Source organism: Flavobacterium gawalongense, from assembly GCF_007097265.1.
Classification (GTDB): Bacteria; Bacteroidota; Bacteroidia; order Flavobacteriales; family Flavobacteriaceae; genus Flavobacterium; species Flavobacterium gawalongense.
Genome location: NZ_VJZP01000025.1, coordinates 14,399 through 33,915 on the forward strand (window position 1 = coordinate 14,399; position 19,517 = coordinate 33,915).

General features: G+C 34.1%; 20 protein-coding genes and 1 tRNA gene. 13 read left to right on the forward strand and 8 right to left on the reverse strand.

Going from position 1 to position 19,517, the window contains the following annotated elements; all coding sequences use genetic code 11:
- Window positions 1-15: 15 nt before the first annotated feature.
- From FNW38_RS12745 to FNW38_RS12765, 5 genes are all read right to left on the reverse strand, one after another.
- Window positions 16-861: a DUF2911 domain-containing protein gene (locus FNW38_RS12745; protein WP_144064876.1), complete on the reverse strand. Its 846-nt coding sequence runs from the start codon at window positions 859-861 to the stop codon at window positions 16-18.
- 51 nt (window positions 862-912) lie between these two features.
- Window positions 913-1,587, reverse strand: a complete 675-nt coding sequence (locus FNW38_RS12750) for an HAD family hydrolase (RefSeq protein WP_143388209.1) — start codon at window positions 1,585-1,587, stop codon at window positions 913-915.
- Window positions 1,588-2,056: 469 nt separating this feature from the next.
- The gene (locus FNW38_RS12755; RefSeq protein ID WP_144064877.1) at window positions 2,057-2,770 is read right to left on the reverse strand and encodes a tRNA threonylcarbamoyladenosine dehydratase; all 714 of its coding nucleotides are present in this window, start codon (window positions 2,768-2,770) and stop codon (window positions 2,057-2,059) included.
- A gap of 66 nt (window positions 2,771-2,836) precedes the next feature.
- Window positions 2,837-3,490, reverse strand: a complete 654-nt coding sequence (locus tag FNW38_RS12760) for a TatD family hydrolase (protein WP_144064878.1) — start codon at window positions 3,488-3,490, stop codon at window positions 2,837-2,839.
- Complete coding sequence (locus FNW38_RS12765) at window positions 3,490-4,092, reverse strand: DUF1684 domain-containing protein (RefSeq protein ID WP_143388212.1); 603 nt, start codon at window positions 4,090-4,092, stop codon at window positions 3,490-3,492. Before FNW38_RS12765 ends, FNW38_RS12760 begins: the two co-directional genes overlap by 1 nt.
- 96 nt (window positions 4,093-4,188) lie before the next feature.
- Here FNW38_RS12765 and FNW38_RS12770 point away from each other — a divergent pair, with 96 nt between their 5' ends.
- The 4 genes from FNW38_RS12770 to FNW38_RS17785 all read left to right on the forward strand — a co-directional run bounded on the left by FNW38_RS12770 (window position 4,189) and on the right by FNW38_RS17785 (window position 8,085).
- Window positions 4,189-5,406, forward strand: coding sequence for an MFS transporter (locus tag FNW38_RS12770; protein ID WP_143388213.1), 1,218 nt, complete (start codon window positions 4,189-4,191; stop codon window positions 5,404-5,406).
- A gap of 148 nt (window positions 5,407-5,554) precedes the next feature.
- Window positions 5,555-5,923 (forward strand): BlaI/MecI/CopY family transcriptional regulator, encoded by a 369-nt coding sequence (locus tag FNW38_RS12775; RefSeq protein ID WP_143388214.1) that lies wholly within the window; start codon window positions 5,555-5,557, stop codon window positions 5,921-5,923.
- A gap of 72 nt (window positions 5,924-5,995) precedes the next feature.
- Window positions 5,996-7,864 carry a M56 family metallopeptidase gene (locus tag FNW38_RS12780; protein ID WP_143388215.1) on the forward strand — a complete coding sequence of 623 codons (1,869 nt, stop codon included), beginning with the start codon at window positions 5,996-5,998 and terminating at the stop codon, window positions 7,862-7,864.
- A gap of 80 nt (window positions 7,865-7,944) precedes the next feature.
- Window positions 7,945-8,085, forward strand: a complete 141-nt coding sequence (locus FNW38_RS17785) for an SsrA-binding protein (protein ID WP_143388251.1) — start codon at window positions 7,945-7,947, stop codon at window positions 8,083-8,085.
- On the opposite strand, the gene FNW38_RS12790 is transcribed toward FNW38_RS17785, so the two are convergent.
- Window positions 8,082-8,594 carry an adenine phosphoribosyltransferase gene (locus tag FNW38_RS12790; RefSeq protein ID WP_143388216.1) on the reverse strand — a complete coding sequence of 171 codons (513 nt, stop codon included), beginning with the start codon at window positions 8,592-8,594 and terminating at the stop codon, window positions 8,082-8,084. The genes FNW38_RS17785 and FNW38_RS12790 overlap by 4 nt on opposite strands.
- 101 nt (window positions 8,595-8,695) lie before the next feature.
- Between FNW38_RS12790 and FNW38_RS12795 the strand changes: the two genes are divergently transcribed.
- From FNW38_RS12795 to FNW38_RS12825, 7 genes are all read left to right on the forward strand, one after another.
- Window positions 8,696-8,769 (forward strand) — tRNA-Arg (locus tag FNW38_RS12795).
- Between the two features lie 209 nt (window positions 8,770-8,978).
- Window positions 8,979-10,394, forward strand: coding sequence for an aminotransferase-like domain-containing protein (locus tag FNW38_RS12800; RefSeq protein ID WP_143388217.1), 1,416 nt, complete (start codon window positions 8,979-8,981; stop codon window positions 10,392-10,394).
- 107 nt (window positions 10,395-10,501) lie between these two features.
- A complete protein-coding gene (locus FNW38_RS12805; RefSeq protein ID WP_143388218.1) occupies window positions 10,502-11,392 on the forward strand; it encodes a DMT family transporter in 891 nt (296 codons plus the stop codon).
- A gap of 79 nt (window positions 11,393-11,471) precedes the next feature.
- Window positions 11,472-11,795: a cupin domain-containing protein gene (locus FNW38_RS12810; RefSeq protein ID WP_143388219.1), complete on the forward strand. Its 324-nt coding sequence runs from the start codon at window positions 11,472-11,474 to the stop codon at window positions 11,793-11,795.
- A 38-nt stretch (window positions 11,796-11,833) separates the two neighbouring features.
- The gene (locus tag FNW38_RS12815; protein ID WP_143388220.1) at window positions 11,834-12,481 is read left to right on the forward strand and encodes a class I SAM-dependent methyltransferase; all 648 of its coding nucleotides are present in this window, start codon (window positions 11,834-11,836) and stop codon (window positions 12,479-12,481) included.
- A 125-nt stretch (window positions 12,482-12,606) separates the two neighbouring features.
- Window positions 12,607-13,521 (forward strand): EamA family transporter, encoded by a 915-nt coding sequence (locus FNW38_RS12820; RefSeq protein WP_143388221.1) that lies wholly within the window; start codon window positions 12,607-12,609, stop codon window positions 13,519-13,521.
- A 2-nt stretch (window positions 13,522-13,523) separates the two neighbouring features.
- Window positions 13,524-13,757: a YbaK/EbsC family protein gene (locus tag FNW38_RS12825; protein ID WP_143388222.1), complete on the forward strand. Its 234-nt coding sequence runs from the start codon at window positions 13,524-13,526 to the stop codon at window positions 13,755-13,757.
- Between the two features lie 357 nt (window positions 13,758-14,114).
- Here FNW38_RS12825 and FNW38_RS12830 read toward each other — a convergent pair whose 3' ends face one another.
- Entirely contained in the window at window positions 14,115-15,143 is a 1,029-nt protein-coding gene (locus tag FNW38_RS12830) for a rod shape-determining protein (protein ID WP_143388223.1), read from the reverse strand.
- 410 nt (window positions 15,144-15,553) lie between these two features.
- Between FNW38_RS12830 and FNW38_RS12835 the strand changes: the two genes are divergently transcribed.
- On the forward strand, window positions 15,554-17,644 hold the full coding sequence (locus FNW38_RS12835; protein ID WP_235890197.1) for a TonB-dependent receptor family protein: 2,091 nt from the start codon (window positions 15,554-15,556) through the stop codon (window positions 17,642-17,644).
- Window positions 17,645-17,821: 177 nt separating this feature from the next.
- On the opposite strand, the gene FNW38_RS12840 is transcribed toward FNW38_RS12835, so the two are convergent.
- On the reverse strand, window positions 17,822-18,865 hold the full coding sequence (locus tag FNW38_RS12840; RefSeq protein WP_143388225.1) for an NAD(P)-dependent alcohol dehydrogenase: 1,044 nt from the start codon (window positions 18,863-18,865) through the stop codon (window positions 17,822-17,824).
- Between the two features lie 135 nt (window positions 18,866-19,000).
- On the opposite strand from FNW38_RS12840, the gene FNW38_RS12845 reads away from it, so the two are divergent.
- Complete coding sequence (locus tag FNW38_RS12845; RefSeq protein ID WP_143388226.1) at window positions 19,001-19,435, forward strand: DUF6526 family protein; 435 nt, start codon at window positions 19,001-19,003, stop codon at window positions 19,433-19,435.
- Window positions 19,436-19,517 lie beyond the last annotated feature (82 nt).

The following is a 19,517-nucleotide window of genomic DNA, read 5'->3' on the forward strand; positions in this document are numbered from 1 at the left end:
AAACAGTTCGAATAATTAATTCTTACTCCACTCTGCTATACTTTCTTTATTCATTTTTACATAGTCTTGGTTTTTGGCAGCCTCTGCTGCTGTAAGTGATAATTTTGCTGTCTCAATAGCGCCTTTTTTATCCCCAAGCTTAGCTTGTATTAATGATTTTAATCTGCTATACCAAAATGGTTTTTCTGTACTCATATCCAAAGCTTTGTTTACATAAACCAATGCTTTTGCATTATCGCCATTCGACTGATATAAAAATTGTGCTGCAGAAAAATAATCTCCGGCAGTTGGACCAGCTAATGCTTTCTCAATGTTGGCAGTTGCTTTTTTCTGTGTAGGTACTTCAAATTTTAAAGCTGCATAAGAATTCTCCCAATATATTTCTAAAAAAGCAAAATTATTATCTAAACCACTTATTCCTATAGTAAATGTTTCTACACTTTTAGTTAAAGTTTCTGGCTTAACAGTAGCTCTAAGTGCTACATTTTCTTCTTTCCATTCTTCTGGATTACCCCAGTTATCAGTGGTAGAATAAAATATTATTTCCCAACTTTCAATTTTCGGAATTGTATACAAAGCGTATTTTCCTTTTTTCAAGGTTTTACCATCAATAACGACATCATCACTAAATGAAATTGTCGTGTTTTCATTAGCTCCTGTTCTCCATACTTTTCCAAAAGGAACCAAATTACCAAAAACAGCTCTTCCTCTGGCACTAGGTCTGGAATAATTAATTTCTACATCTGTCAAACCAACCGCTTGAATAATTGTAGCTTTCGGACTTGATTGAGGAGTCTTTACTTGTGCCTCCATGGCAAAATTTGCAATAATGATAGCTAATGCAATGAGTATTTTTTTCATATTATAAGTTTTTATCTTTTTCAAATTTACAAATTCAGTTATTCCTAAATGTTAATTATTCCTTAATTTAGAATCCATATGCTGCACTTCATTAAAACCTAATTCATTGAAATGATTGATTACTACGTCTGCTTCCGATAAATCTTGATCTTTTGAATGAATACTATTATAACCCACGCAAAAAATCCCGGCAGCTTTTGAAGCTCTAATTCCGTTAGTACTGTCTTCAATTACAATACAGTTTTCTTTTGGAGCAACCGATAATGAAGCAGCATGCTCAAAAATGGCAGGATGTGGTTTTGATTTAGGAAAATCTTCGCCACTCACAACATGAGTGAAATATTCATGCAGCTTAAAGCGACGAAAAACACGCTCAATAGTAACTTTTGAAGCTGAGGAAGCCAAAATCAATTGGATTCCGTTTTCGTGTAATTCTTTGATTAATTTTTCAACACCTTCTAATAATTCCAAATCTTCTTTGCTATCAAAAGCATCATTGAAAATAGATCTTTTTCGTAGAATTAAATCCTCCACATCTTGTTCAAGGTCAAATATTCCTTTCAATTTCTGGAATATATTTCGAGTAGAATTTCCTGTAAATGAAGTATACATTTCCTCAGTAACAGCAATATTCAATTCATCAAATTGTTTGAAATAGGCATAACGGTGTACTGGTTCTGTGTCGACAATTACACCATCCATGTCGAAAATTACTGTTTGTATCATTTTTTTAGATTATTAGATTCTTTAGTTTATAAGTATTAATTTCTGGGACTGAGACTGAGATTTAAAAAAACCTTTCAACTGAGTTCGATTATTATTTTAGATGTAATCATACAGTAATTAGTATCGGCTAATTATAGATCGAACTCAGGTTATTAAGTAAGCACTTTCAACCGTCACTTCGAGGCTTAATTTTTTTACAAAAAAAGCAATATAAAATGACGTATTATTCTTGCATGTTAATTTTGTTAAATTATTTATTTTCAATACATTAAATAAAAACGTCAATGGTAGTGATTTTGAACATTAATGCGATAGCTTTAATGTTTAAAATTGTATCGAGAAGTCTTCAAAACGTAAGGGTTCTCGATACTTCGTAAAAATTTTCTATCGCAAATTATTACTCAACTCGAACTGACGAATCCTTAACCTTAATGACATTAGGCTCGAGATGACAACTGAACACTGAACACTATTTCTTAAGTAAATATCGAATCACGGTTTCCGCAGCATATAAACCAAATAATCCCGGCATATAGCTATTAGTTCCGTAAAACGATTTTTTGAAATTGGAACCATCGGTCATTTTTAAACTGCTTTCATCTTGAATTTCAGAAGAAAATACCACTTTCAATTTGTCAATTTTCACTTCTTTTAATCTTCTTCTGATTGTTTTTGCAAAAAAACAATTGACCGTATTGGTAATATCCGTCACCTTTACTTTAGAAGCTTCCATCTTACCGCCAGCACCCATGCTGCTTATAATTTTCACTCTTTTTCTTTTGGCTGCGATAATCAAATTCAATTTTGGAGTCACGCTGTCAATACAATCCAAAACATAATCAAATTCCTCCGAAACTATCTCAAAAGCACGCTCTGGCGAAAGAAACTCCTGTATGCGTGTCAATTTCAATTCTGGATTAATATCCATTAATCGGTCACCTACAACAGTAACTTTTGGTTGCCCCACAGAAGAATGCAAAGCAGGTAATTGTCGGTTTATATTCGTAATATCAACCACGTCTCCATCTACAATTGTCATTTTCCCCACTCCTGCTCTCGCCAAAAATTCGGCTGCAAAAGACCCCACACCACCAAGTCCTACGACTAATACATTTGCATTTTTCAATTTATTTAAACCTTCTTTTTTAAATAAAAGTTCGGCTCTTTCTGTCCACTCTGCCATTTTTTTTTGTTTAAAGTTTAATGTTTAAAGCGCTATAACTTCAACATTCAAAATCTGTTTTTATGTTTAAAATTTAATTTTAAAAACATTTGCAAAATTACTATTCACTTGTTTCTGAATTTCTTCTACCGAAATTCCTTTGTATTTTGCTGCCAAAGCATAAACGGTTGCCAAACTTTCTTCTGCAGTATCCGTTTCCAAGAAAAATCGATCATCCGGCATGCTTTTAAAAACTGTTTCCAGCTCTGGATTTTGTAATAAATATTTTCCAAACGAAATATAAAATCCATTATCCAATAACTGTTTCGCTAACTGTTCACTTTTGGAAAACCCATGAATTAGTATTGGAACCGTAATATTTAATTTTTTTGTAATTTCAATTAATTCCTGAAAAGCAGCTACACAATGAATCACGACTGGTTTTTGATATTTCTGTGCCAAAAACAATTGCTTTTCGAATACTAGCTGTTGCAATTCCATCGGAATTACTATTCGTTTGTCCAGTCCACATTCGCCCACAGCAAGACAACCTGATTCTTGCAATTGGCGCTCGATTATCGCAAAATCAGATTCCAATCGGTCTTCAACAATAAACCAAGGATGAATTCCTATGGAATAAAATGGAATCGTTGCATCAAATTCCCATGGATACTGATTGACTAACTCCAACAAATCAGGTTGATTTGTAAATTTATGTGTATGTAAATTAAAGAACTGCATTAGTCGTGAAATTTTTTAACTCCTGCTTTTATTTCGATATTCAAATCGTTTTCCAAAGGCACTTTTGGACAGGAATATTTATAATTATAAGCACAATACGGATTATAAGAAGTATTGAAATCGATAACAATTGTGTCGCCTTTTGGTATTCTCAAATCAATATATTTTCCGCCTATATAACTTTCATTCCCCGAAGTCAAATCAGAAAATGGTAAAAACAAATAGTCCTTATAGGATACTTTTTTCGAAAGTTCAATATTCTTATACACATTCAATTTCAGCTCTTTTCCATCAATCGTAAAGATAACTTCTCCGTATTTTACATACAACGGTTTTCTGTCCGTAGACGTTTTCATCTCAAATGGTTTTTCTTTTTTTGTTCTGACAAATTTGGCTGTCACAAAAAACTTCTCATTAATGGGATAAAAATCCAATGTTTTGAATTCCGCCAAATCTTCTGCTAATAAAGGACTTGTTTTAGCATCAGCATATTCTGTGTTTAAATCCTTTTGAAATTTGGCAACAGCCGAAACATTAAATTTTTCTTGGCCAAAGCCAAAATTAAACTGCACTAAAAAAAACAAAGCGAATAGCGTTCTCATTTTTATAATTTTAAGCAAAAATAGTTTAAAAGTTACAATGCTACAAAGACGTATCGCTACAAAGTTTTCTACCTTTACAAAATTAGAACTTTATAGATGATCCAAACCGCTTTCCAACGCTACCTTAATAATTTTAAAGGATTCACAAGAGAAGTATGGATTCTCACCTTGATAACTTTTATCAATCGCGCCGGGACGATGGTTTTGCCCTTTTTATCTAAATATTTGAAAGAAGATTTACAGTTTTCCTATGCACAAGTAGGATGGATTATGGTCGCTTTTGGTTTTGGATCCATGTTGGGTTCCTGGCTGGGTGGCAAATTATCTGATAAAATTGGGTTTTATAAAATCATGGTTTTCAGTTTATTTACCAGTGGGATCTTACTGTTTTTTGTACAATATATAAGGACTTTTTGGGGATTGTGTTTTGGAATGTTTTTCATAATGACAGTTGCCGATATGTTTCGTCCAGCAATGTTTGTTTCCCTTGGCACCTACGCCAAACCTGAAAATCGCACCAGAGCATTAACTTTAGTTCGACTCGCGGTTAACTTAGGTTTTACCGCAGGACCTGCTTTGGGAGGTTTAATCATCATGAATTTAGGTTACGGTGGGCTTTTTTGGATAGATGGGAGTTCTTGCATCGTTTCTATTTTAATTTTTACATTATTGGTAAAAGAACGTAAAAAACCCGCTGATTTGGATGCAGTAAATAGTGAAACCGAAATACCTGCTTCTGTTTTTAAAGACAAAATATTTTGGATTTTTCTGTTTATTTGTTTTATAACTGCGATGCTTTTCTTTCAACTTTTTACCACTTTACCATTGTATCACAATGAGAAATTTGGGCTTACCGAATTTCAAAGCGGACTTTTATTATCCCTGAACGGATTACTAATTTTCTTTCTAGAAATGCCTATCGTGAGTATCAGTCAAAGAAAAAATATTAATAAACTCAAAATTATCCTTTGGGGTTCCCTGCTTATGTCTATTAGTTTTTATGTTTTATTGCTTAACACTTGGGCTGGAATATTAATTATCAGTATCATTTTTATCACTTTTGGTGAAATGTTCATCTTCCCATTTTCGAATTCATTTGCCTTAAGTAGGGCGCCAAGAGGACATGAAGGCCGCTACATGGCTTTGTTTACGATGAGTTTCAGCTTAGCACATATTGCGAGTTCAAAAACCGGACTTGAAATCATTGCCTATTTTGGTTATCAAACCAATTGGTTTATCATGGGTACTTTAGGAATTCTTTCCGTGGGAGGTTGCATTTGGTTGCAAAAATTACTTCAATTAGAAAACAAATAGTTAACCCGACTTATCACTCCCATTTCCATTTTTTTCTTCTAATGTGAATACCTTTTTTTACTTTTAAACTTAATTTTTAGTTAAATAACTATATTTATAGTTGTGTAACTAAAAATATAGTTGTACGTTTGATTCAAATAAAATAACTATGCAAAAGTTAACCAACAAAGAAGAAGAAATCATGCACATTTTATGGAAGCTCAAAAAAGCTTTTGTAAAAGAAGTCATGGCTGAAATCACTGAAGAGCAACCTCATTACAACACGCTTTCCACTATTGTGCGCAATCTGGAAGAGAAAGGGTTTGTTTCTCACAATGCCTTTGGGAACACCCATCAATACTACCCTATCGTAAGTTTAGAAGACTATAGAAAGCGTTTTATGAACACGGCAATCGATAATTATTTTAATAGTTCGTATAAAAATATGGTTTCCTTTTTTGCCAAAGAAGAGAAAATTTCTGCTGCCGAATTACGTGAAATTCTTGCCATGATTGAAAACCCTAAAGAAGAAAAATAATTCTCCTTAAAAAATTAGTGTTCATGACAACCTTGAAAATAATAACTCTGAAATAAAATAAAAAATAGAACTATGGAAACAGTATTCATTTATCTTATTAAATCAAGTGGACTCATTGGAATGTTTTATTTAGCCTATTATTTCATGCTTCGAAAAGAAACCTTTTTTACAAGTAATCGTCGGTTTTTATTGGCTGGATTAATTGCTTCCGTCGTTTTACCATTTGTTTTTATCACAAAAATAATTTGGGTAGAACCAACTACAACTCCTATTAATTGGCCTTCTATTCCTGTTACGAATTATACGGAGGAAAAAACATTCGAAGATTATTTACCAATGCTTACGGCACTTGCTTACGGGCTTGGAGTGCTGCTTTTACTGGCCAAATTTGCCTTTGATTTTTATAGTTTGAATGTTGTTCTAAAAGGAAAATCCATTCAGCAACAAGCCGATTTTAAATTTATAGATGTTATAGAAAACGTAGCGCCATTTTCCTATTTCAATACCATCGTTTACAATTCGGCTTTATACACTCCTTCCGAATTAGAAAATATTTTGGAACATGAAAAAGTACACAGCGAACAAAATCATACCGTTGATGTATTGATTTCGAGATTGTTTTGTATTGTATTTTGGTTCAATCCATTCATTTGGTGGTATAAAAAAGCAATTTTACAAAACCTTGAATTCATTGCAGATAACGAAGCCTCAAAGAAAATATCCGACAAAAAAGCCTATCAAATCACGCTTTTAAAAATAACAACACACAAAAATTGTGTTGCCATCACCAATCATTTTTATCAATCATTAATCAAAAAACGAATCGTTATGTTAAACAAAAATCAATCAAAAAAAAGGAATTCCTGGAAGTATGCTTTAGTGCTTCCTGCATTAGTGGCATTTGTGTTTTTATTTCAAATTAAAACCATTGCGCAAGAGAAAATTGCCGAAATTCAAGAAATTGAAAACAAAAAAACAGATCCTAATACTGTCGATGTTTACAAAATTAATAAAAACACTACAGATAAAGAATTAGATAAAAAAGCGTCGATTATAAAAAATAATTATGGCATCACAGCTACTTTCTCTAAAGTAAAAAGAAACTCAGACGATGAATTAATTGCTATAACAGTTGAATTAAAAAAAGGGAAAGAAATCTCAGAAATTATGAAAACACAAGGAAACGAAGCTATAAAAACCTTTGGAATTGTGGTTTCAAAAAATGCAAAAGGAATATTAGCAATAGATTTCGCAGCAGAGGATAAAATGAATAACGGAATGAATACTAAAATCGGTATCGTTTCTCCTGACGAGCCAATGACAATGAAAGAAATATTCATTAATGGTGCTAAAGGGAGTCAAAATGATATGGATAAATTAGATCCTGATGAAATTGAAAGCATGGATGTAATTAAAAAAAGTAACAAACAAGAAATCCGAATAATTACAAATAAGCACGGCAAAATGCTTGACGAAAATGATATTTATATCAATGGCGAAAAAGTGACTAAAAATGAATTAGCTCTTTTAGATCAAAATACAATTGACAAAATGGATGTTGATAAAAGAGAAAAAACAATTAAAATAGTTACTAAAACCAATGCGCAAACGTTCAATCATAAGGATATTCCAACTCCTCCAACTCCTCCAAAATTTCCTGAAGGACCAATGCCAGTGCCTCCGATTCCTGATATGTCAAAACTACCTGCTCCCCCAGCTCATCCATCAAATGTAAAAGATAAAAAAGCAATGGCTGAATTTGAGAAAAAAATGAAAGAATTCGAAAAAAAGATGGAATCTTTCGAGCCAGACATGACTGCTTATGAAAAAGAAGTGGAAGAAGTAATGGCTAAACGCGAAAAAATATTTAAAAAAGAAATGGCCAAATACGAAGATGCTATGGAAAAGTATAGAGATGCTATGGAAAAACGTAATGATTAATTTTATATTTCCTAAAAACCATTACAAAGACGGTCTCTATCAGGACCGTCTTTTTTTATATCTTTGAAAAAAAATTACCTATATTTAAAATCTTGGCCAAAATTAATAAAATTATTATGCCCAGTTTCACCAAACAGAGATTGGATTTGGCTAAAGCCAAAAAGTGGCAAATGGCAATTATCGGCTATAGATATTATGTAACAACCCGTGCTTTAGATTAGTATGTTATTGCAGCAAAAATCTCGTTTCCTTTAATTTTTGCTCTTCCATTTAGGAAAGTCAATTCCATCAAGAAATTACATTGTACAATTTCACCACCCAATCTTTCCACCAATTCGCATACCGCTTTAGCCGTTCCTCCGGTTGCCAAAACATCATCGTGAATTAGAATCCTATCTCCTTTTTGAATCGCATCGATATGAATTTCTAAAGTATCCGTTCCATATTCTAAATCATAGGTCGCTGAAATGGTTTTATAGGGCAGTTTTTTTGCTTTTCTAACGGGAATGAAACCAACATTCAATTCTTGTGCGATAAGTATCCCAAAGAAAAACCCTCGACTCTCCACTCCTATCACCTTGTCTATTTTTTTATCTTTAAGTGTTGAAACCAATATTTCAAGGCATTTATTCCTTGCTTTTGGATCAATTAATAAAGGAGTAATGTCTTTAAACAAAATTCCTTCTTTTGGAAAACCCTGAATATCACGTATGTAATTCTTAAGTGGCATATTTTTTTATTTTTTTATAAATTTAGACTTGCAAATTACACAATTATCCCTATATTTGCACCCGCTAAGACGCTTAACAAGCGCATAATTAGTTAAACAATGGCCTTGTGGCGCAACTGAATAGCGCACTTGATTACGGCTCAAGAGGTTACTGGTTTGAATCCAGTCAAGGTCACTTTAAAAAAGTGTTAAATCGAAAGATTTAGCACTTTTTTTATGCCTTTTCCGTAGTATTTAACCAGTTTTAGATTATAAATTTGACTGATTTTGTTGTCCAATGCGATTTTTAAATAAAAACCAGATCGAATATGCTAACAAACTATAACTTTTACTGATACAGATTATTTTTTTGTAAATTTGCAGGGTACAGAAAATCATTTCAAAATGACAAAAGAAGTTTTATATCTGAAAATTGCAAAAATAATCGAGGTGCAGATTTTATCCGAAACTTTGAGAATCGGAGATAAACTACCATCAATCCGTTCAATACAGAAGATTTACAATGTAAGTCTAAATACGGCAAAGCAGGCATTCTTAGAACTGGAAAGTAAATCCCTTATAGAATCCCGACCAAAATCTGGTTACTATGTTAGTAAAACTTCCCAAAGAAAGTTTGCCCTTCCATCGGTTAGTGAACCTAAATTATCAGAAAAACAAAACACACCAGAAGATTTAACCCATAAAGTATTTGATGCACTTCGTAATAAAGACATCAGGCAGTTTTCTTTAGGTGTTCCCGATAAAAGTCTGTTGCCAATCGCCAAATTAAACAAAGGAATTATCAGAGCAATGCGAAACCTCGAAGGAAGCGGTACTGCATTCGAGCCTGCACAGGGTAGCATCAACCTTAGAAGAAATATTGCCAAATGGTCCTTGGAATTAGAAGGTAAATTGACAGAAGATGATATTGTAACCACTTTGGGTACTATGAATGCTATTTTTTATTGCCTGAACGCTGTAACAAAAGCAGGAGATACCATAGCTACCGAAAGTCCAGTATATTTTGGAATATTACAACTGGCTAAATCTATGGGGTTAAATGTAATTGAACTGCCTACACATCCCGTAACAGGAGTAGATATAGATGCTTTAAAGAAGAATATCCACAAAATAAATGCCGTTTGTCTCATCACTAACTTCAGTAATCCTTTGGGTAGCTTGATGCCTGATGAAAATAAAAAACTTCTAGTAGAAATGCTTACTTTCCATAATATCCCATTGATAGAAGATGATTTATTTGGAAACCTTTATTTTGGTGATAAAAGCCCAAAACCATGTAAGGCATTTGACGATGCCGGAATAGTAATGTGGTGTGGTGGTGTGTCTAAAACATTAGCCCCGGGATATCGGGTTGGCTGGATTGCTCCAGGAAAATTCAAGGATGAAATTATTTGGCAAAAATTGGTTCAAACGGTAGCTATGCCCTCCTTATTTCAAGAGGTAATAGCTGATTTTATGGAACATGGGAGATACGACCATCATTTGAGAGGATTGCGACAAACCTTACATACTAATTGCCTAAAGTATCAACGAGCTATTGAAGATTATTTTCCAGAAAACACAAAGATATCGCAACCACAGGGAGGCTTTTTTCTATGGCTGGAATTAGATGAAAGAATTGACACAACTGAATTATATGATATTGCTATAAAACAAAAAATAAGCTTTGCTCCTGGAAGACTGTTTACACAGCATAACCAGTTCAATAACTGTATGCGATTAAATTTTGCGTTGAAATGGGATGATAAGTTGGAAGTCGATTTAAAGCGATTAGGTAAAATCGTTAAGCAGGCTTTGTAAATCTGTATCCGTAAAAAAAATCAAAACTATATCTGTATTTAAATATGTTTAGTTCAGAACTTTGTATTTTAATTGAAGTAATGAAACTTAAATAACAAATTATAGTTATGTATAAAAATATATTTTTTACCCTTCTGATCTTGGGGATGGCATTTATGGGTGTTGCATTTGTTTTCGTTAAGAGTGCCGTGACAGGGTATTCTCCGTTTGTTTTTCTGTTTTACAGATTTTTGATTGCAACTATGGTTTTATCTCTTATTTTCCATAAACAAATTCCTAAGGTTACCAACACAGCTATAAAAACAGCGTCCTTATGCGGTATTCCTCTATTCTTGAGCATACTCTTCCAAACCATTGGACTTAAATACACAACGGTTTCAAATTCAGCCTTTATTACCGGAATGGTTGTTCTTTTGATCCCGATTTTCAAAATGATTTTCTATAAGAAAAAAGTAAAACCCATTGTTTGGATATCTTGTGTAGTAGCTATGACTGGTCTATATATTATTACGTTAAAGAACGGACTGAAACTAAATATAGGAGATTTATGGACCGTTGCTTGTGCAATGGCGTTGGCTTTTTACGTACTTCAGATAGGAAAGTACGCCCATGAACCCTCTCCGATGGCACGGGTAACCATAATTATGGTGGTATGTACTATCGGGAGTCTGCTTGGAGGATTGTCAACTCCAGGAGTGAATTGGTTTCCTCAGGAATATGGTTTTTGGAAAGGCCTAATTTTTACCTCACTTTTGGGTACAGTTTATATGTATGCCGTACAAAGCTATGGGCAACGTTTTATAGAAGAGGAGAAAGTAGCATTGGCATATCTCACCGAACCTATATTTGCTACAATGGCAGCCGTATTTCTGATTAATGAAAAGGTGACTATTCATACTTTTTTGGGCGGTACATTGATATTAGCCGCTATGTTTTTATCTAAAATCAAGACAGACAGACTTAAACAGTTGGTTGTAAAAGTCAGACACAAGAGTTGATTTAAGCAACATTTACTTCTATTCTAAGAGTAGGTATAATTAAAAAAAACACTATACTAAACAATAAAATTTAAAGAGTATGAAAAACGTAGTAAAAAAAGAAAACGGAGTTCCAAGACAGTTTTTGGGCGTTGATTTCGTAGTGCTTTCCATTGGTAAAGATACCATGGTAGCCAAAATGTTGTATAAACCAACCGACAATGTTCCGTTTCACAAACACCCGAACGAACAAAGTGGCTACGTTATTTCAGGCAAATACAGATTGAAATTTGGAGGAGAAGAATATTTGTTATCAGAGGGCGACACCTATTCCATTCCTGCCGATGTAGAACATGCTATTGAAATTATTGAAGCAGGCGAAGTCGTTGATGTATTCAGTCCAATCCGACAGGACTATTTATAGAACAACCAAATAAGCAAGTGTAATAAAAAAGTACAATTATGGAAAAGACAAATCCTTGGAACAATATCCCATTAGATGATTACGAGCAACATATGCAGCATAAAGATGTTGCTCAATCACAGTTACTAAATTCTCTAACCAATAAATATCTGCAAAAGCATAATCCTGCAAACATTTTGTTTTTAGGCATAAGTGGAGGTAATGGATTAGAGCATATTGATGTAAACAACGTGAAAAGAATTTGCGGTATAGATATAAACCAATCCTATCTCGAAGAAACCCAAAAGAGGTTTGGCAAGAAAATTAAACAATTGGAACTTGTAAATGTAGACATTGGCACTTCAAATAAATCATTCATAAAGGCTGACTTAATTTGGGCAGCTTTGATTTTTGAATATGTTGACATCGAAAGAGCTTTTGGATTTATTGAAAATAATGCTGATAAATCCGCTAACCTAATAATAACAATACAATCCAATAATGGGGCTGGTTCTGTTAGCCAAACAGGAATTGAAACAATTAAATCCGTAAAGGATATTTTTAGAATTGTGGACAGAGTAGAATTGCAAAACAACGGATTAAAGTTTGGATTTAAATTGATTGGTACGGAAGAAAACACGCTGCCAAACGGTAAATCTTTTATTACCTATGAATTTGCTAAGGGAATAAATATGCCGAACAGCTAACAGCCAGACTTAAACAATTGGTTGCAAAAGTCAGGAACAAGAATTGATTTAAGCAACAATTATTGCTAAGAGCAAACACAATTACAAAAAAACACTTCTTAATTCATCTACATTTTAATAAAACTATGGGGAACTCAGTTAATTTAAGTTCAAAACATCTCCTTTTAACCCTACTAACTGTTTTTATTTGGGGCATGAACTTTATTGCTATATATGTTGGGCTGAAAGGGTTTCCTCCTTTTCTGTTATGTGCTGTCCGCTTTGGACTTGCGGCCTTTCCCTGGGTTTTTATTCTTCCTAGACCTAAAGCTCCGCTAAAGTTGATAATCGGCTATGGCGTCTTTACTTTCGCAATGCAGTTTGGATTTCTCTTCAGCGGAATTCATCTCGGTTTGTCACCAGGTTTATCTTCACTTGTTCTCCAGGTTCAGATCTTCTTTTCGATGGGTCTTGCATTTTTATTCTTTCAAGAACGACCAAGTCCCTGGAAAATTGGTGGCTCATTGATATCGATTGTTGGCATTGGCATTGTTGCGGCACACGTTAGCGGCGGCACTTCATTCATTGGCCTCATATTCACTTTACTTGCAGCATTTTCGTGGTCAGCAGGGAATATGTTTACAAAAAAAGTAGACGCCCAATCGCCACTTTCCCTTGTGGTTTGGGGGAATCTTGCAGCCTTTCCATTTATGGTTGCTCTCTCACTACTTGTTGAAAGGCCAGTTCTGATTTTGAGTTCATTGCAAAATGTGTCTTGGGCAACCATTGGAGCCATTATTTATATCGTTTATTTCTCCACACACATTGGCTACGGCACTTGGGGGTTTCTTCTTAACTCCTATTCTACATCAATCGTTGTTCCTTTTACACTCCTGATTCCTGTCGTTGGTTTTTTGAGTTCGGCATTATTTTTAGGTGAAGACTTGCCTTCATGGAAAATCTTCGCCTCTTTGTTTGTAATGGCTGGGCTTATCTTCAATTTACTTGAGAAGCAGATTCGGAAACAATTACAAACTATTAAAAATAAAAAAGCAAAATAATTATGTTCTATATAAGCGAAATAAAAAACACGACTCCGTCTGAATTTAAAACGGAATTACAAAAAATCGTTTATGCCACCTTACACCAACTCGGAATTTCTTATAAAAGGGTTCATACAGATAAAGCAATTTCAATGGAAGATTCTCTGCTAATCAATGAAAAGCTGGATATGCAAAATGGTAAAAATGCTTTTCCTGTACAATCGACAAAAAAACAGATTTTTACCTTTTTGTGACCACTTACTTATCAAATCACCTTTCAACAGGGATTTTATTCTAGAAAATGTTCTTCTTCATTTTGAACTGAAAAAATTTAAACTTACTAAAAATTTGCAATTTTTTAACATTTTAACCTCAACAGGACATCAACCCATTTTTTTAAAATTTTAAAAACTTATCTTACAAGCTTTAATTAAAAACATACTAATTTCTTTAAATCTTGGAGAAAATGGTTTGAAAATTATATCTCAGGGTCACAAAACTAAAATCCCATTTCTAGCGAAATGGGATTTTTTTATGTCTTTTTCAGAATATTCAACAAACTTTTATTGGATCAGGTGCAAAAGCTCAATTGTACGGATGCAATAACGAACTTATTTTATCAGTACACTTTTATATTTAGGTATATTTTTCAAGACAGTACCAGTACCTCTAACCACGGCTTTTAAAGGATCTTCCGCAATATAGACTGGCAAATCCGTCTTCTGCGAAATCCTTTTATCAAGACCGCGCAGCATTGCCCCTCCCCCTGCGAGATACAAACCCGTATTATAAATGTCAGCAGCCAGTTCTGGTGGTGTCAATGAAAGCGTTACCATAATAGCGTCTTCAATTCTCTGTATTGATTTATCCAAAGCTCTTGCAATTTCCCTAAAGGTAACCCTGATCTCCTTAGGTTTCCCGGTAAGCAAATCCCTTCCACGAACCGTTATGCCATCAGGAGCCTCCTCAAGCTCTTCCATTGCTGCACCAACATCAATTTTTATTCTCTCAGCAGAAGCATCTCCAATATACAAATTATGCTGCGTTCTCATATAAAACAATATATCATTGGTAAAAACATCACCAGCAATTTTTATAGATTTGTCACAAACTATTCCTCCAAGGGCAATAACTGCAATTTCCGTAGTCCCTCCTCCAATATCAACGATGATAATTCCCTTGGGCTCCATCACATCTAAACCCATTCCAATAGCAGCAGCCATAGGCTCATGAATTAAATACACTTCTTTCCCGTTTACCCGTTCGCAGGACTCCTTTACGGCTCTCATTTCCACCTCGGTAATCCCACTGGGAATACATACAACCATTCGCAGTGCGGGAGTGAAAAAATTTTTCTTTAATTCGGGTATATTTTTTATGAACCAGCTGATCATTTTCTCTGAGGCATCAAAATCTGCAATAACCCCGTCTTTTAGCGGCCGGATTATTTTAATATTCTCGTGTGTCTTACCTTGCATTAAACTGGCCTCTTTACCTACAGCAATAATTTTCCCATTTCTAATATCCCTGGCCACCATAGAAGGACTATCCACTACTATTTTTCCGTCATAAATTATTAAAGTATTAGCTGTCCCTAAATCCATAGCTATTTCCACTATCATAAAATCAAATAAGCCCATAATATAGTTTTGTTTTTAAAAACGTTATTGTTGCTGTTTTATTCTCTATAAAGATGAAAATACCCCGAAGAAGATGGATGAAACCTCAGGCAAAAACCCAGAGTGATATACTATTCAAGTGCGCTCAGTCCGTAAGAATTGCCCTCTGAGGGATGTGTGACAGATGAGGCACTTTTCAACTTGCCCTTACTTGCCAGATATAACCTACTTGTACAGAGATGACGCAAAAACTGAAACCAGCTAAAAAAAGGTTCGAAAATTGTCCCGTCAAGGTCAAAAAAGCAAACGCAATTATCATACTATTTGATAATTGCGTTTTTTATTTTAGTCCATTATCCTATTTATCTTTCATTAATTTAAAAGTAAATAGTAAATTTATAAAATTTTTATTTCTTATAAATTTACCAGCATTGGACAAAAACACTTCTTACCTTATTTCTTTTTTGTTATTATTTATTTGTACTACTCCTATTTTTGGTCAGGTACAAAAAGACACCACAGCACTTTCTGAAATTATTCTTCAGGCATCACCTATTAAGACTTCGATTCAAAATACTGCGGCAGCTGTATCATTTATTGGGAGAAAAGACCTCAACAAAAGTGATGGCGTGATACTCACCTCCGTTTTAAATAAAATTCCGGGAGTTTATATGCAACAAGGATCTTTGAACACCAATAGAATTACGATTCGGGGTATTGGAGCTCGATCACAATATGGAACCAATAAAATAAAAGCCTATTTCGAAGATATTCCATTAACCAGTGGCGAAGGCGAAACAGTAATTGAAGATATTGATTTGGAATCCATAGCAAGTATCGAAATAACTAAAGGCCCTAACTCCACTAGTTTTGGTTCTGGATTGGGAGGCGTGATTCATTTGTTTGCACGAAAAACTCCTTTTCGGGAATCCTTTGGAAAATCGGTAACCACATACGGTAGTTTTGGATTGGTAAAACAAAGTCTTTCAGCGGGCTATAGCAATGCCAAATCAAATCTGTTTTCCAGTTATACGCATTTACAAAGTGAAGGCTTTAGAGTCAATAGTACCTATGACCGAAAATCATTTAACGTACATGGGAAGCAAAAAATAACTGCAAAAGGGAGTTTGTCTTATTTAGGGATTTTTACCCGTTTAAAAGCTTTTATCCCAAGTTCTTTGAATGAAAATGATTTTACAAATCATCCCGAAAAGGCTGCGGCTACTTGGGCTGCGGCCAAAGGAAATGAGTCCTCTGATAAATTCCTCATGGGAATTGGGTACAACCATCAATTTTCTGAGAAATGGTCTGCAAAAACGAGTATTTTCGCCAATTTCAGAAAGGCAAATGAAGACAGACCTTTTGATATTTTAGAAGAAAAAACAAGCTCATTAGGATTTCGATCTACGATAAATTACAAAACCAGTTTATTTTCCCTGCCATTTGAAGCAAGCCTTGGAGCAGAATTTTTATCTGAAAAATATGATTTTTCTCTTTTCAAAAATTTATATTTGTCTCAACCCGGCCAAGGAAGCATTACGGGAGCAGAATTCAGTACCATAAAACAGAAACGGAATTACATCAATTATTTTTTACAAATAGAACTTCAACTTTCGAAAGAGCTATTTTTAGAAAGCGGTCTGGCATTGAATACAACCAAATATTCTTTAGAAGATGTTTTTCAACACAATACTGTAAACCAAGAACCTCCTTATACTTTTGGAAATGTTTGGTCGCCAAGAATCGGACTTTCTTATAAAGTAGCTGAAAGTGCAACCATCTATTCCGCAATCAGTAAAGGATTCTCAGTACCTTCAGTTGCCGAAACATTGACTTCCGAAGGACGAATCAATACCAGTTTAAAACCAGAGCTGGGATGGAATTATGAATTGGGATTCAAAGGGAATTGGCTGGGCAATACATTATATACTGAAATCGCACTTTACAGCACACAAATTACAAACTTATTAGTTGCCAGACGCACAGCTGAAGACCAGTATGTGGGAATTAATGCGGGAGAGAGTTCACATGTTGGAATTGAATTTTCTGTAAACTATATGCTTTTAAAAACTTCCAAATGGCAAGTTACCTCCTATTTTTCAGGAACCATTAACAATTTTAAATTCAAGGATTTTGTAGATGGAAATGCAGATTATTCTGGTAACAGACTAACAGGCGTTCCTAACGTGCAATGGAATTTGGGCGTGGATTTGAGTACAAAAAGTGGTTTTAGTTTGAATACTTCCTTTAGAAATGTAGGTAAAATTCCAATGAACGATCAAAATTCAAAATATAGTGATGGCTATAGACTGCTGGATATTAAAGCAGCTTATACTTTTAAAATACAAAAATTTCTAAAAACAGAACTGAGTACTGGAATTAATAATGCAACAAACAGTCATTATGCTGCTAGTATTTTACCCAATGCCGTTGGTTTTGGAAGCGTACCTCCGAGGTATTATTACCCAGGAAATCCTAAAAATTTTTATGGCGGAATTACTATTTCCTATGTTTTTTTATAGGCGATTTTGAAAACCCGTTGTTTTTAAATTCTGAATATGAGTCTTGATTCATATCACTACCAGAAAGGTTTTACGGAAGACTCAAAATAAAAACACCATCTGAAAATTACTTTTTAGATGGTGTTTTTATGGATATCGATTTTAGTGACATTCATAAAACTTTACTCTTCATATATTTTACAATGTTGCCATATCAATCACAAAGCGGTACCGCACATCCCCTTTTATCATTCGATCATAAGCGTTATGAATATTTTTGATGTGAATCATTTCTATTTCGGAAACAATTCCATGTTCAGCACAGTAATCCAGCATTTCTTGGGTTTCTGGTAATCCTCCTATCAAAGAACCAACGAGGCTTTTTCTTCCTCCAATTAAGCTAAAAGCATGCACTTCATAAGGTGTTGGGGGAACTCCTACACAAATGTGGACTCCGTCAGTTTTTAATAATGATAAATATAAATTAAGATCATGTGGAGCCGAGACTGTATCCAAAATAAAATTGAAATTACCAGCAACACTTTTTAGCTGTTCGGCATCATTTGTGACAACAAATTTATGAGCACCTAATTTTATGGCATCTGCTTCTTTTTTAGGAGATGTACTTAACACTGTTACTTCGGCACCAAAAGCAACACCAAATTTAACCGCCATATGACCCAAACCACCAAGACCTAAAACAGCTAGTTTATGTCCTTTTCCTATTTTCCAGTGTTTCATTGGCGAATAAGTTGTAATTCCCGCACATAATAATGGTGCTACTGCAGCTAAATCCAATTTATCGGAAACATGCAACACAAAATCTTCATGTACAACAATAGTATTGGAATAGCCTCCATATGTTGGCGTTTTTTTATCTTGTTCTATACCATTATAAGTGGCAGTGAATCCGTTTAGGCAAAATTGTTCCAAACCTTCCTGACAGTTTTCACAAGTTCGGCAAGAATCTACCAAACAACCCGTTCCCGCAAAATCGCCTATTTTGAACTTTTTGACATGACTTCCTACTTTTATAACCTTACCTACAATCTCATGTCCCGGAACCATTGGGTAAATCGACCCGCCCCAATCATCTTTGATTTGGTGAAGGTCGCTATGACAAACGCCACAAAATTGGATATCAAACTGAACATCATTTGGCCCGACTTCTCTTCTTTCGAAGTTCCAAGGTGCTAAGTCGGTCTTAGCATCTTGTACTGCATATCCTTTTGTTGGTATCATAGTCTTAATTTTTAATAAATTTATGAAATTTATGAAATTTATTTCAGTTGGAAGTTAAATAATTAGTGAAGGTGTTTTTCAAAATTTTAATTAAAAGTTGTTTTGACTATCTTTAAAAAACTTTAAAAGAAAATCATGCAAACACAATCCTATAAAAATCATATTCGGTATTATCCTCCTCATCATTTTGTTTATTACCCAATTATAATGACATTTCTAGCCTTCAGTGTGTATTTTATTTTTACAGCTGAAGACAAATTGATTTGGACTTTTATCAGTGTTATTTTTGTCGTTCTGTTTTATTTGGCCTTTATATTACGACAGCATTATGCATTGACTTTGCAAAACCGAATTGTACGTTTAGAACTTCGGTACCGCTATTTTTCTATTACAGGAAAAAGATTAGAAGATTTTGAAAACAAGTTAAATGACAACCAATTATTTGCCTTACGGTTTGCCTCAGATGAAGAACTTCCAGCTCTTACGGAAAAAACTTTGAATGAAAATCTCTCCGGACCCGCAATTAAAAAAGCGATTAATCATTGGAAAGGAGATTTCGATAGAGTTTAAAATTCTAAAAAAAATATTCTCATTTCTGAATTTTATAGCTATAGAATTTTGTTTCTTTGTTTCTTTGTTGCGAAGTTTCACT